This is a genomic window from Paracoccus sp. SJTW-4 (genome assembly GCF_047716885.1).
Taxonomy (GTDB): domain Bacteria; phylum Pseudomonadota; class Alphaproteobacteria; order Rhodobacterales; family Rhodobacteraceae; genus Paracoccus; species Paracoccus solventivorans.
Map to the genome: position 1 here is coordinate 180,887 of NZ_CP136681.1, position 12,975 is coordinate 193,861.

At 69.4% G+C, this 12,975-nt stretch carries 12 protein-coding genes; 4 read left to right on the top strand and 8 right to left on the bottom strand.

Annotated elements, in window-relative coordinates:
- Window positions 1-12: 12 nt before the first annotated feature.
- From RSP45_RS00865 to RSP45_RS00900, 8 genes are all read right to left on the bottom strand, one after another.
- Window positions 13-669: a hypothetical protein gene (locus RSP45_RS00865; RefSeq protein ID WP_415392874.1), complete on the bottom strand. Its 657-nt coding sequence runs from the start codon at window positions 667-669 to the stop codon at window positions 13-15.
- Between the two features lie 481 nt (window positions 670-1,150).
- Window positions 1,151-1,477: a thiosulfate oxidation carrier complex protein SoxZ gene (locus RSP45_RS00870; protein WP_415392875.1), complete on the bottom strand. Its 327-nt coding sequence runs from the start codon at window positions 1,475-1,477 to the stop codon at window positions 1,151-1,153.
- Window positions 1,478-1,486: 9 nt separating this feature from the next.
- The gene (locus RSP45_RS00875) at window positions 1,487-1,963 is read right to left on the bottom strand and encodes a thiosulfate oxidation carrier protein SoxY (RefSeq protein WP_415392876.1); all 477 of its coding nucleotides are present in this window, start codon (window positions 1,961-1,963) and stop codon (window positions 1,487-1,489) included.
- A gap of 1 nt (window position 1,964) precedes the next feature.
- On the bottom strand, window positions 1,965-3,308 hold the full coding sequence (locus tag RSP45_RS00880) for an FAD-dependent oxidoreductase (protein WP_415392877.1): 1,344 nt from the start codon (window positions 3,306-3,308) through the stop codon (window positions 1,965-1,967).
- Window positions 3,305-4,336: a YeeE/YedE family protein gene (locus RSP45_RS00885; protein WP_415392878.1), complete on the bottom strand. Its 1,032-nt coding sequence runs from the start codon at window positions 4,334-4,336 to the stop codon at window positions 3,305-3,307. Before RSP45_RS00885 ends, RSP45_RS00880 begins: the two co-directional genes overlap by 4 nt.
- Window positions 4,333-5,616 (bottom strand): NAD(P)/FAD-dependent oxidoreductase, encoded by a 1,284-nt coding sequence (locus RSP45_RS00890; RefSeq protein ID WP_415392879.1) that lies wholly within the window; start codon window positions 5,614-5,616, stop codon window positions 4,333-4,335. Before RSP45_RS00890 ends, RSP45_RS00885 begins: the two co-directional genes overlap by 4 nt.
- Window positions 5,613-5,918, bottom strand: a complete 306-nt coding sequence (locus RSP45_RS00895) for a c-type cytochrome (protein WP_415392880.1) — start codon at window positions 5,916-5,918, stop codon at window positions 5,613-5,615. Before RSP45_RS00895 ends, RSP45_RS00890 begins: the two co-directional genes overlap by 4 nt.
- 872 nt (window positions 5,919-6,790) lie before the next feature.
- Window positions 6,791-8,224: a PucR family transcriptional regulator gene (locus RSP45_RS00900; protein ID WP_415392881.1), complete on the bottom strand. Its 1,434-nt coding sequence runs from the start codon at window positions 8,222-8,224 to the stop codon at window positions 6,791-6,793.
- Between the two features lie 129 nt (window positions 8,225-8,353).
- Here RSP45_RS00900 and RSP45_RS00905 point away from each other — a divergent pair, with 129 nt between their 5' ends.
- The 4 genes from RSP45_RS00905 (at window position 8,354) to RSP45_RS00920 (ending at window position 12,967) form a co-directional block, all read left to right on the top strand.
- Complete coding sequence (locus RSP45_RS00905; protein WP_415392882.1) at window positions 8,354-9,730, top strand: NAD(P)/FAD-dependent oxidoreductase; 1,377 nt, start codon at window positions 8,354-8,356, stop codon at window positions 9,728-9,730.
- 27 nt (window positions 9,731-9,757) lie between these two features.
- A complete protein-coding gene (locus tag RSP45_RS00910) occupies window positions 9,758-10,105 on the top strand; it encodes a cupin domain-containing protein (protein WP_415392883.1) in 348 nt (115 codons plus the stop codon).
- A 754-nt stretch (window positions 10,106-10,859) separates the two neighbouring features.
- A complete protein-coding gene (locus tag RSP45_RS00915; RefSeq protein ID WP_415392884.1) occupies window positions 10,860-11,978 on the top strand; it encodes a sulfate/molybdate ABC transporter ATP-binding protein in 1,119 nt (372 codons plus the stop codon).
- Complete coding sequence (locus RSP45_RS00920; RefSeq protein WP_415392885.1) at window positions 11,975-12,967, top strand: sulfate ABC transporter substrate-binding protein; 993 nt, start codon at window positions 11,975-11,977, stop codon at window positions 12,965-12,967. The genes RSP45_RS00915 and RSP45_RS00920 overlap by 4 nt, the downstream gene beginning before the upstream one ends.
- The last annotated feature ends 8 nt before the right edge of the window (window positions 12,968-12,975 follow it).

Consider the following 12,975-nt stretch of genomic DNA (forward strand, 5'->3'; position numbering starts at 1 on the left):
AAATCCCGGATTTCAGGCCGGGCTGTCGTCGGTGCGGCCGCCGGGGCCGAGCCCCATGCCCATGCCGCCGCTGCCCCCCATACCGCCGCCGCCACCTCCGCCGCCCTTGCCGCCGCCGTCGCCGCGGCCGCCCCGGGATGCGCCGCCAGTGTGCCGCGCCGGGCCCTGCGAGGGGATACTGACGTCGGGGGGCACCGGCTCCAGGTCCAGCGCCTTGCGGATGAAGTCGCGCAGCGAGACCACCAGCTCGGCCGTGTGGATCGGCCGGCCGGCGGCCATGTCGGTCGCGGCACGGCTGGCCAGCCGCAGCTGTTCCTGCGTGCCCAGCAGGATGATGTCGGACAGCGCCGCCTCGACCGCGTCGCGGATGCGCCGGGCGCGGTCCGAGCCGGTGGCATCTTCCGCGCCTGCCTCCTGCGCGCGTTGCCGCAGTTCGCGCAGATGGGTCGGATCGACCAGCAGCTCGCCGGTGAAAGAGCCGCCCAGCACCTTGTAGGCGGCGATCAGCGTGCGCAGCCGCTCGTTGATCTGGCGGTTCATGCGCTGCTGGCGCTGCTGGATGGTCAGCAGCATCAGCACCCTGATGCCGACCCCGACCAGCGCGAACAGCGCCAGGCCCAGCAGGGTCGTCAGCACGCCCTGCCAACTGCTGAAGTCGAAATAGCGCATGGTCCTCCTCCCCTCGTGCCGCCGGTCGCGACCTGCACGGGGCGCGCGCAGGTCACGGCCATTTATTCCACCGCGTCACGGCGGCGGGCCAGAGGAATATGCATGTGACGCCGCCGGCTGATGCCGTGCCTGTGCAGGCGGCCGCCAAGTGTGGCAGCGCGGGAAGGCTTTGACGGAGTGCGCCGGGGGCAGTTTTCCGTTGCGGCCTTGCGGTCTTTCAGGCTTTCAGGCTTTCAGGCTTTCAGGCTTTCAGGCTTTCAGGCTTTCAGGCTTTCAGGCTTTCAGGCTTTCAGGCTTTCAGGCTTTCAGGCTTTCAGGCTTTCAGGCTTTCAGGCTTTCAGGCTTTCAGGCTTTCAGGCTCTCAGGCTTTCAGTCTCTCAGTCTCTCAGTCTCTCAGTCTCCCGGATCGCGTCGTGGCGGAGGGCGCGCTGTCTTTCGCGCTGTGCCGCATAGACAGCACAGCGCCGCCGACCGCCGCCCCTCAGCCGACCCGGATTTCGCGCTCCGCTTCGTCGGTGATGCCGCTGCCGTCGGACCAGATCATGCGCAGCCTGCCGCTGTGGCGGGCGGCAAAGGTGAACTCGATATAGGGGTTCTGCGAGATCGCGGTCTCGGGCAGCCATTCCATCAGCAGCGCATCGTCCAGCATGGCGGTGAAGCCGGTCAGAAGATCCTCGGGGATCGGCTGGCCTTCGGCATCCACGCGGAAGCCGCTTTCCATGACATGGACCACCTGGGCGCGGACGCGGACGACCTCGCCGGGGGCCGGGGTCTCGTTGCTGATCCAGATACGGGGGGGACGGGCCATCGCGGTCTCCTACAATCCGCAGCCGCCGGCGGCGACGGTGATCTCTTGCCGGACCGCCAGCAGGCGGCCGTCGTTCATCCGCGCATAGGCGCGGATCGGCATCGACTGGATCAGCCGCAGCCGCACCGCCACATCGGCCGAGCCGGTGGCGGCGGTGAAGCGGAAGCGGCAGGCCAGCGGCTTGGGGTTCAGATCGGCGATCAGGATGATCTCGTCGCACCACGACGCCTCGGTCATCGGCTCGGTCACGTGGACGCGGACCGGCACGGCGGCGGGGTTGTCGCCAAGCGCCGGCAGTTCCAGCGCCAGCCCCTCGGCCAGCGGCTCGGCGCCGCCGGTGAACGCGGCGGCGATCCGGTCGGCCTCGGCGGAATCGGGCTGCGGCATGGCCAGGCTGGCCTGCGCCCTTGCAGCAGTCCCCCAGAGCCCATAGGCCGCCAGCCCGGCCACCGCCGCGCCGCCGGCCAGCAGACGGCGGCGGCGCATGTCAGACACGTACGAAGTCATCGAACATCCCGTTGATCCAGCCAAAATCCTCTTCCATCAGGTCGGGCGTGCGGACGTCGATGTCGATCTGCGTCTGATGCACAAGATCGTCCGGCCCCAGCTCATAGGTGAACTCGACCGAGATCGCCTCGCGCGGGTCGCCGTTCACCAGCATGTAGCACAGATTGTCGGGCAGCCGCGCCACCACCTCTTCGCCCCGCACGCGCTCGCCGATGTTCTTCGCCACGATCTTGGCGATGTAGTGCGCGACATGGGCGCTTTTCGGGTAATGCCCGAAATGCGGCGAGATCGCGCCCATCGAATCCCCCACGATATAGACGCTGTCGTCCGAATTGGCGTGGTAGAGCCGCGGGTGCATGTCGGCCCAGCCGGTGGGCCTGCCCTCGGCATCGGTGCCGATCAGATCGGCGTGGAACACCATCTCGGCCGCCTGGTGCGGCGGCATGAAGATGGCGTCGTCGAAGTCGAAATCCCCCGCCTCGGTCATGATCCGCTTGTTGAACGGATCGACCTCTTTCACCCGCGCATTGGGCACATGGGTGATGATGTCGGGATAAAGCTCGCGGAAGGCGGTGCGATACCCCTCGCCGATGGGGGCGGCCTGGGGCTTGGGATCGAGGATCACGATCTTAGCCGGGATATTGTTGGTCTTGAAATGCCAGGCCATTAGACAGGCGCGTTCATAGGGCGAGGGCGGGCAGCGATGCGGCGGCGGCGGCAGGGTCATCACGATGGTGCCGCCTTGGAAATTGCGGATCCGGTCCTTCAGCCCCAGCATCTGCCCCTGCGGGATATAGGCCGAGGCGTAATGCGTGCGGGTGTGGTCGATCGCTGCCTGATCGTCGCCGAACCATACGTCCCAGGCGTCGCGGATGCCGCCCGACAGGATCAGGAAGTCATAGTCCACATTGCCCTTGGAGGTGCGGACGATCTTGCGGTCGCGCTCGATCCCGGTGACCTCGCACTGCACCAGCGTATAGCCGTATCTGTTGGCGGGCCGCTGCATGTCGTGGACAAGGAAGCCGGTGTCCACCACGTCGATCAGCCATTTGTTCGAGAAGGGCGCCGACCAGAAGAACGGGTTGCGCTCCAGCAGGATCACCTCGGCATCGGGCAGCTCGGCCTTGAGATAGCGGGCCGCGGTCAGCCCGCCCCAGCCGCCGCCGCAGATGACGATGCGCGGGGCGCGGCCGCTGCGGGGCTTGAGCACGGTGTCCCCGGTCAGCGCGGCGGGGGCGGCCAGCGCGGGCGAGATTCCGGCAAGCGCGCCGCCCAGGGCAAGCCCGGGCGCGGCGGAAAGAAGGGTGCGGCGGCGGATCTTCATGTCATGGCTCCGGCATGGGTGGGGCGGGGGAAAAGCGACAGCGCCGCGAAGGCTCCGGCCACGATGCCGGCCAGCGCGACGAAACTGCCGAGCGACAGGGTGGAAAAGCCGGAAAGCCCCTGGCCGATCGAGCAGCCAAGCGCCAGCACGCCGCCGAAACCCATCAGCAGCCCGCCGGCAACGGCGCGCAGCATCTGCGGGGCCGAGCCGAAGCTTTCGGGGCGGAAGCCGCGGGTCAGGATCGCGGTGGCAAAGGCGCCGGCCAGCGTGCCGCCGATGACGGCCACGCCGAAACCCAGCGGACGCCCGGTCGAGAGCATCGTCCACAGCAGGCTCTCGCCCATCGGCCCGACGAAGCTGAGCGAGGTCAGCGGCCTGGGGTCAAAGGGGTCGTCGGTGGCATGGGTGATCCACCAGCCGCCGGCGATGGTCAGGCCGATGACCACCGCCATCGCCGCCTCGCGCTGGTTGCGGCGCAGCAGGGGCAGGGCGAACCAGCCCAGCAGCAGGGCAGGGACCGCGACCGAGACCAGCAGCGGAAAGCTGATCCCCGCGCCGGCGAGAGCCTGAGGCAGCGAGGGCGCGGCCGGCGCCCCCTGTCCCAGCCCCTGCACCGCCATGCGCAGCGGCGCCAGCACCCCGGTCAGCGTCGCCTGCGTCGCAAGCCCCAAGCAGAGCAGCACCAGCAGCGCGCGCAGATTGCCCCCCGCCAGCAGCACCAGCGACCGCGCCCCGCAGGCATTGGCCAGCACCATGCCGATGCCGAAGATCACCCCTCCGACCGCCATCGACGGCCAGGGATTGCCGGCCCGCAGCGGCATCGCCGCGTCGAGATCGGTGCCGCCCGCAAGGTCCAGGCCCTGGGTCGCCAGCAGCGCCACCAGCATCGCCAGCGCAAAGGCGCGCAGCGCCGACAGCTCGCCGCCGGGGCGCAGCCCCTGCACCCCGCGCAGCAGGCAGAACCCGCCCGCCCGTGCGGCGGCGCCGAAGATCGCGCCCAGGATCAGGCCAAGGGCCACCGCGCTCATGCCGCGCCCCAGATGTCGGCGCAGATCGAGGCATACCACCCCGCGCCGTAATTGGCCTCGGCGCGGCGGAACTCGGGGCCGGCGTCCAGCGGGCTGACCCCGCCCGCGCCCTCGACCTCGACCACCTTGCCGTCCTGGGCGCGATAAACCCCGGCGACCGATATCCCCCAGCCGGGGGCGATCAGGCTGTAGCAGGTGTTGGCAAAGCTGGCCGGCGGCGGTTCGCGCCCGGCCAGATCGGCGGCGATGGCGGCGGCGGCGATCTTGGCCTGCGCATTGGCGCAGAAGCCCGACTTCGGCATCGGCGCGGCGATGGTGGCGTCGCCCAGCACATGGATGCCGGGAACCAGCGTCGATTCGAAACGCTCGGCCACCACCGGCACCCAGCCGGTCTGGTCGGCGACGCCGGCGCGTTCCGCGATCACCCCGGCCTTTTGCGGCGGGATCACGTTCAGCACCCCGGCCTTGTGGCGGGTGCCAAAGGCGGTGACGGCCGCGCGGGCGCTGGCGTCCACCTCGGCCACCAGCCCGTCGTCGCTCTGGCCGACCCATTCGATCATCTCGCCGTAATGCGCCTGCCAGCCCTGCTGGAACAGCGGCTGTTTCGAGAATTTGTCCTGCGAATCCAGGATCAGGATCTTGCTGCGCGGCTTGTGGGTCTTGAAGTAATGCGCGACCATGCTGGCGCGCTCATAGGGGCCGGGCGGGCAGCGGAAGGCGCCCTCGGGTACCACCATGACGAAGCTGCCCCCGTCCTCCATCGCCTCGAGCTGCGCGCGCAGCAGCTGCGTCTGCGCCCCGGCCTTCCAGGCATGGGGCGCCAGTTCCGCAGCCGCCTCGTCATAGCCGGCCAGCGCGCCCCAGCGAAAGTCGATGCCGGGCGACAGCACCAGCCGGTCCCAGCCCAGCCGGGTGCCGTCCGACAGGGTGACGCTGCGCGCCGCGCCGTTCACGTCCTCGGCCCTTGCATGGATCACCTCGATCCCGGCCGCGCGCAGACCGTCGTAGCCATGGGTGATGCTGTCCCAGTCCCGCAGCCCGCCCAGATAGAGGTTGGAAAACGGGCAGGTCGCGAACCGCTGCTGCGGCTCGATCAGCGTGATCCGCAGGCCGGGATCGGCGCGCCGCAGATAGCGCGCCGCCGTCGCCCCGCCGAAGCCGCCGCCCACCACCACCACATGCGCCCCCGTCTGGGCCCCCGCCTGCGCGCGCACCACATGCGGCAGCGCCAGGACGCCGGCCCCCATCGCCAGAAGCATTTCCCGCCGCGTCGTCTTCATTTCGGAATCCCTGCGAACCAGCGGGCCAGCGCCCGGATCTCGTTCTCGCCATAGCCCTTCATCAGCCGCGGCATCACCGTGGCCGAGGGATCGGCACCCTCGCGAAAAGCCAGCATCCGCTTGGCCGCAGCATCCGCGGGCAGGCCGGCGATCGGGGGAATGGCGCCGGGCGAGCGCCCCTCGGGCCCGTGGCAATTGGCGCAGGGCCCGGCCAGCACCTGCACCGCCGCCGGGTCGAGCTCCTGCGCCCTTGCCGCGCCCAGCCCGGCGGCAAGCAGGAGGATGGACAGAAGATGGATCATGGCCGGGGCCTTCGCTGGCTGAGGGTGGGGTCGAGGCCGAAGGACGCGCACCGGCTTCGGCAGAGGTTCGGCGCCGCAGTCCCGGCGGTGAATTTCGGCAGATGCGACGCCCTCGCACTCCGGGCCGGCAATCGCAATATGCCGGCGGCGCGGATTGCCGGGCCGGTTGACGGGCCACCGTCCGGCGTGGAGTTCGCTGCATGGGGCTGCCCGATCTGCAGGGTCGGGAGGCTGCCGGGGCAGGCCGACGCCGCCACCGCCACGGCGTCCTGCCGGACCCTGAGACCCGCAATCCCGGAGGGCACCAAGCGCACGCCGCCGGCGCGCGCAACGCCCGGTGTGGGGTCGGTTGCATGGGACTGTTCGATCCGCAGGGTCGGGAGACTGCTGGGGCAGGTCGGCGCCGCCATCGCCCGGGCGCCTGCCTGCCGGACCCAAAGACCCGCAGTCCCGCAGGGCGCCAAGCGCACGCCGGCGCGCGCAATCCGCGCTTTGCGAATGGATGATGAGGACCGGAAGGCCACGCGCTCCGCCTTGCAGATGACTGAATCTTGCAGCCCGCACCGGGCATGAAACACTCAAGGCGCATCCGCAGCCTGTGTGCATTCTTGCGCGCCCGCCCCGGTCTGTCAATGAAGCCCGGAGCACTGCGCGTAGCTAAGGGGAACCTTCATCATTTCCCCGTGGGACAGAGAGGGGCGGAAACGGGGGGGTCAGCACAGCCGGATGCGGTAACTCTTGTACTGGCGCACCTCGAACAGGGCATAGAGGACATGGAGGCGGGTGGTTCAGCGCAGCGGGCCAATCCTCCTTTTGTGTAAATGGATTCATAAGCCTTGGCCCGCATCTCCCCCTGACCCGGGCGGGGTCTCTCACGGCAGCAATCCGGCGCCACGCCCCGCCTGCAGGGCCATCCAGAAGCGGGCGGTGCCGGAACTGCTCGTCGGCTTCAGCCCGGTCAGCTGCTCGATCAGCCGCAGGCGGTAGACCAGCGTCTGGCGGTGGATGCCCAGATCGGCGGCGGTCGCCTTCCAGCTGCCGTCGTTGCGCAGGAAGACGTCAAGCGTTTGCAGCAGCGACAGCGTGCTCGAGCGGTCATAATCGATCAGCGGGCCAAGGTAGCGGGCGACGAGGGCGCGCGCCTCGGCCACCGTTCTCGGTCCCAACGTCAGCGCGGGCTCGGCGGTGTCATAGCGTTGCAGCTGTTGCCCGGTCTCGCGCGCCAGCACATGGGCCAGCCGCGCCTGCCGGATGCTTTCCGGGATTCCGCCGGCGACGGTGATCGGGCCGCTGACCCCCGCCCGGCTGCCCGGCCCCAGCCGCGAGACCACCGCCCGCAGCAGCGGCTCGCGGTCCGGCAGGACCATCAGCAGCAGGTCGTCGGGCAGGATCAGCGGGGAAAAACCCAGCAGCTCGGGGGCGTGGTGAATCTCCCCGGCGGCCCAATCGGATTTGCCGGCAGGCTCGATGGCCATGGCCACCAGCGTGCCGTCGAGGCCGCGGCGATGCAGCAGTTTCTGCACGCCGCCCAGCTCCAGCTCGCCGCCGATCAGGTCGCGCAGCAGCGCTTCGCCATCGCGGCGCTGGTGGTCGCGCTCGATCATCATCCGCTCCAGCTCGACACCCAGCAGCCCGACCAGCGCCCGGATCAGGAAGATGTCGTCGAAAGCCTCGGCGACGGGGCGGCGGATCGTCAGCGCCGCCCTGGCCCGCCCGGGAATCTCGAACCTGCCGACGCTGCCCTGCGCCGGCATGGTGCGCTTGCCGCGCAGGATCGGAACGCCGCTTTCGGCGTCCTCGATCTGCAGGTGGATGCCCATGCGATACCCCAGCGCATCCAGCCGCGCGGCCATGTCGGGTTCATCCCGCAGGGCGGCGGCATAGGCCTGGAACAGGCGCTGCGCCGCGTCGAAGCGGTTGCGCTGCGCTTGCAGCACCCGCTCGATCACCTCGCGCGACAGCTTCACGAACTCCAGCTCAAAGCTGGCGGCGATGACGGGGAACATGCAGCCCTCGGCCGCCGTCAGCATCTGCGGGTGGATCTCGGGCGCCTGATCGCTGCGCGCGATCACCAGCGCGCTGGCATTGGTATCGGCCAGCTTGCGCAGCCAGTCGCCCTGTTCGCCGGGGTCGTGGGGAATGCCGCTGCCGACGGTCATGATCAGATGCCCGGCCGAGACCCAGCGCCACGGGTCCGGCAGATCGACCGCATGGGCCCAGGTGATCAGCCGGTGCCCGCCCGACGCGCCCGCCAGGAACGACAGCCCCAGCGAGCGCATCGCCACCAGCTCGGCGACGGTCAGCATCGGCGCGACCCCTCCGGATAGCTCTTGGACAATTGTATGATCGCATCGGTCGGTGGTCCGCAAGATGCGAATGGCAAGACTGGGTGGGCCGCTTTTAACTGGCGAGGAATCCGCTGCGAGGAGCCAGCCGTGACCGCCAGATCCGAAATGCTGAAGCTGCCGAACGTGCCGCTGTGGTTTCAGGAGGCGCCACGCCGCCCGGCGATGCGGCAGGATAGCGACTGCGACGTCGCCATCGTGGGCGCCGGCTATACCGGGCTGTGGACCGCCTATTATCTGCTGAAGGCCGGGCCCGGGCTGCGGGTCACCCTCATCGACCGCGCGCATGTCGGCTTTGGCGCCTCGGGGCGCAATGGCGGCTGGGCCTCGGCGATCTTTCCGGTCTCGTTGCAGCAGGTGGCGAAGTTGTCCTCGTACGCCGAGGCGCTGCATCTGCAGGCGGCGATGAACGACACCGTGGACGAGATCGGCCGGGTGCTGGCAGTCGAGGGGATCGAGGCGGATTATGCCAAGCAGGGGCTGCTGTCGCTGGCGCGCTCCGACGCGCAGCTTGAGCGGATGGCGGGCACGGTCAGGGCGTCGGCCGCGTTCGGGCTGCCGGATCAGTGGCAGGCGCTGGATGCGCAAGCCGCCTCGACCATGATCGGCGTCCAGGGGGTCAGCGGTGGGCTTTACACCGAGCATTGCGCGCTGATCCATCCCGGCAAGCTGGTGCGCGGCCTGGCGCGACTGGTCGAGTTGCTGGGCGCCACCATCCACGAAAATACGCCGGCGATCCGCATCGCGCCGCGTTGCGTCACCACCCCGAACGGGCAGCTTCGCGCCCCCATCGTGCTGCGGGCGACCGAGGCCTTCACCTGCCAGCAGCACGGGCAAAAACGCAGCGTGGTGCCGCTGTATTCGCTGGTGCTGGCGACCGAGCCCCTGTCCGCAGAGCTTCGGGCGGCGCTGAAGCTGGACCACCGCCGCGCCTTCAACGACCTGCGGCATCTGCGGGTCTATGCGCAGATGACGGCCGACGGCCGGCTGGTCTTTGGCGGGCGCGGCGCGCCCTATCGGCTGGGCTCGAGGATGACCAGCGATCTGGTTGATGGCATTCACGTGAAGCTGCAGGACACGCTGGTCGAGTTCTTCCCGGCCCTGCGTGACAGCCGGATCACGCATCGCTGGGGCGGGGCGCTTGGCGTCGCGCGCGACTTCTGCCCCTCGGTCGGGCTGGATGAGGGCACCGGCATGGCCTGGGCCGGAGGCTATGTCGGCGACGGGGTGGCGACCAGCAATCTGGCGGGGCGGCTGCTCTGCAACCTGATCCTGAAGCGCGACGAGCCGATCAACCGCCTGCCCATCGTCAACCACCGCTCGCCGCTGTGGGAACGCGAGCCGCTGCGCTGGCTGGGGGTGAATCTCGGCCTGACCGCCGCCGGTCTTGGCGATGGCGAGGAACGGCTGACCGGTCGCCCGTCGCGGGTGGCAAGGCTGCTGGAGGCGCTGACCGGCGCACACTGAAGCTCCCTGTTGAAGAAGGAGGGGACCATGACGTCGATGGTGATCGTGAAGGCGGCTGATATCAGCGCCGCGCTGCCCGCGGCCGGCCAGCGCGCCGGCGCCGACAGCGGCGATCCGCAGCTGGGGATGCGGATGCTGGCGCCCGAGGCCAGGGGCAGTACCGGCATCTGGGAATGCACCCCGGGCGGCTGGCCGGTGGTGAACCGCCCCGATACCGAGTTCACCTATATCATCTCGGGCCGCGCCCGGCTGACCGACGCGGCCACCGGCACCGTCACCGAGATCGGTCCGGGCGATCTGGTTATCCTGCCCCCCGGCTGGACCGGCCGCTGGGACGTGATCGAGACGGTCCGCAAGGTGTTTGCGATTTACTGAGAGGTGGAGCCGCCTGCGTTCGATTTGGGCGTCGGGCGGCGCGGATCTGGCCTTCATCGAATGGCCGGACTCCCCTGCGGATTCCGGTCGGCAATCCGGGGTGGCCCTAATCCTGGCGGTCCATGGCGGCCGGCCCTTGGACCAACCGCGGCGGCCCGATTGCTTGCGGCCGATCGCCGGAACTGACGCGTCTCCACGCTGGCTGACCGGCAACCTTGCGAATTGGGGCGATCACCCGACCCGATTCCTGACGTGTCTGCACGCTGGCCCAACTGGCAAACTGCCTGCTGCGGTTCCCGGCGGCCAATCCGAACCCGGCGGCCGAACCATCACTGCAAGGTTCGCCTCTGGCCGCTCTCTCGCCGCTGCCGTATCGGCAAATAAGAAACCTGTCCGTGGTGGTCCGGTTTGCGGGGGAAATCCGCGGGCCGGGGGCGGGGAATGCGGAACATGCGGCGGAAAGCCGCGGGGCGGCGGACCGCGCTTGCCGGGTGGAAAAGCGCCGCTGGCGCCGCGGGCGCTTGCATGGGGGCCGGCCCGGAAATGAACGATATTCCAGCGGGATGCAGCCGCAGGACACCAGCTGCGGGGTGCCGGCCACGGAAGGCGCTCCCGCCGCGGAAGTCCTTCAGGCGCAACGGAATATTTTCCGCGCCGGCATCCGCCGCCGCCGCCCGGCGTTCCTTGTCAGCCCGGCACGCCAAACCTAGACATCTGCCGTTGACAGCATCCAGACCCGTAACGACCATTCCCCATGACCATCGAGATCGCCGATCTGACCCGCCGCTTTGACCGCACCGAAGTGCTGCGCGGCATCAACCTGGCTATCGCGGAAGGCGAGCTGGTCGCGCTGCTGGGTCCGTCCGGCTCGGGCAAGACCACGCTGCTGAAGATCATCGCCGGGCTGGACTGGCCCGATACCGGCAGCCTGACGGTGAACGGGCAGGACTGGCTGGCCAAACGCGCGCAGGACCGCCGCGCGGGCTTCGTCTTTCAGCATTACGCGCTGTTTCCCCACATGAAGGTGCGCGACAACATCGCCTTTGGCCTGACCGTGCTGCCGCGCCGCGACCGGCCCTCGGCCGCCGCGATCCGGGCGCGGGTGGACGAGCTGATGCGGTTTCTGCAGATTTCCGCGCTGGCCGACCGCTTTCCGGCCGAGCTGTCGGGCGGGCAGCGCCAGCGCGTCGCGCTGGGCCGGGCGATGGCGATTTCGCCGGCCGTGCTGTTGCTGGACGAGCCCTTCGGCGCGCTGGACGCGCTGGTGCGGCGCGACCTGCGGCGCTGGCTGCGCGATGTGCTGGAAAGCTCGAAAACCACCTCGATCTTTGTCACCCACGACCAGGAAGAGGCGTTCGAGCTGGCCGACCGCGTGGTGATCATGGGGGCAGGGCGGATCGAGCAGATCGGGCGGCCCGACGAGATCTACGACCACCCGGCGACGCCGTTTGTCGCCCGGTTCCTGGGGCTGTCGGTCGAGCTGCCGGTCCGCTTGCGCGCGGGCCGGGTCGAGGCGCCGGGGCTGGACGCCGCGGCGCTGCCGCGCCGGGCGATGGCGGACGGGCCGGCGATACTGTTCGCCCGCCCGGCCGACCTGGCCCCGGTGCCCGCGCAGGACGGGCCGCTGCGGGTGGCCGCGATCAGCTCGACCGGGGCGCTGCTGCATGTGCAGCTGACCGACGACCGCGGGCTGGCGGTGGAAACCGAGGTGCCGCGCCGGCGCGGCCTGCATCTGTCCTTGGGCCAGCGGGTGACGCTGCGGGTCGAGGCCGGGCAGGTGTTCCGCGACGGCACCCCCGCCGAAACCCCCGCCACCGACAGCCGCCCCGTCCCCCTTCGATACGATCATTCCAGCAAGGAGTCCCTGAGATGAGAACCAGCTTTCTGGCTGCCGCGCTGAGCCTTGGGCTGGCGTTTCCGGCCGCGGCGCAGGACAGCATCCTGAACGTGTCCTACGACATCGCGCGCGAGCTTTTCGCCGCCGTCAACCCGGCGTTTGCCGCGGAATGGAAGGAAAAGACCGGCCGCGAGGTCAGCATCGAGCAGTCTCATGCCGGCTCGTCCAAACAGGCGCGCGCGATCCTTGAGGGGCTGCCCGCCGATGTCGTCACCTTCAACCAGGTCACCGACATCGACGTGCTGGCCGAGGGCGGGCTGGTCGATGCCGGCTGGCGCGAGGCCTATCCCAACGACGCCTCGCCCTATTACTCGCTGCCGGCGTTTCTGGTGCGCAAGGGCAATCCCAAGAACATCCAGGACTGGGACGACCTGACCCGCGACGACGTGCAGGTGATCTTCCCCAACCCCAAGACCAGCGGCAACGGCCGTTACACCTATCTGGGCGCATGGGCATTCGGGCAGAAACAATACGGCGGCGACCAGGCGCAGACCGAAGAGTTCGTGCGCAAGCTGTTCTCGAACGTGCCGGTCTTCGACACCGGCGGGCGTGCGGCGACCGCGACCTTTGCCGAAAAGGAAATCGGCGACGTGCTGGTGACCTTCGAGGCCGAGACCGGCGGCATCGCTCGGCAATACGCCGAGATGGGGTTGGAGCGCGTCACCCCCTCGCTGAGCGTGATGGCCGAGTTCCCGGTGGCGGTGGTGACCGGCAACACCGGCACCAAGGGCACCGAAGAGGTGTCGCGGGCCTATCTCGAGTTTCTCTATTCCACCCCGGGGCAGCGGATCCTGGCCGAATATTTCTATCGCGTCCATGACGAGGCGGTGCAGGCCGAGTTCGCCGACAGCTTCCCGGAACTGGAGCTGGTCACGGTCGACGAGGCCTTCGGCGGCTGGGACCGGGTCGCGGACGAGCATTTCGCCGAAGGCGGGCTGCTGGACAAGGTGTTCGTGAACCAATGAGCCTTGCC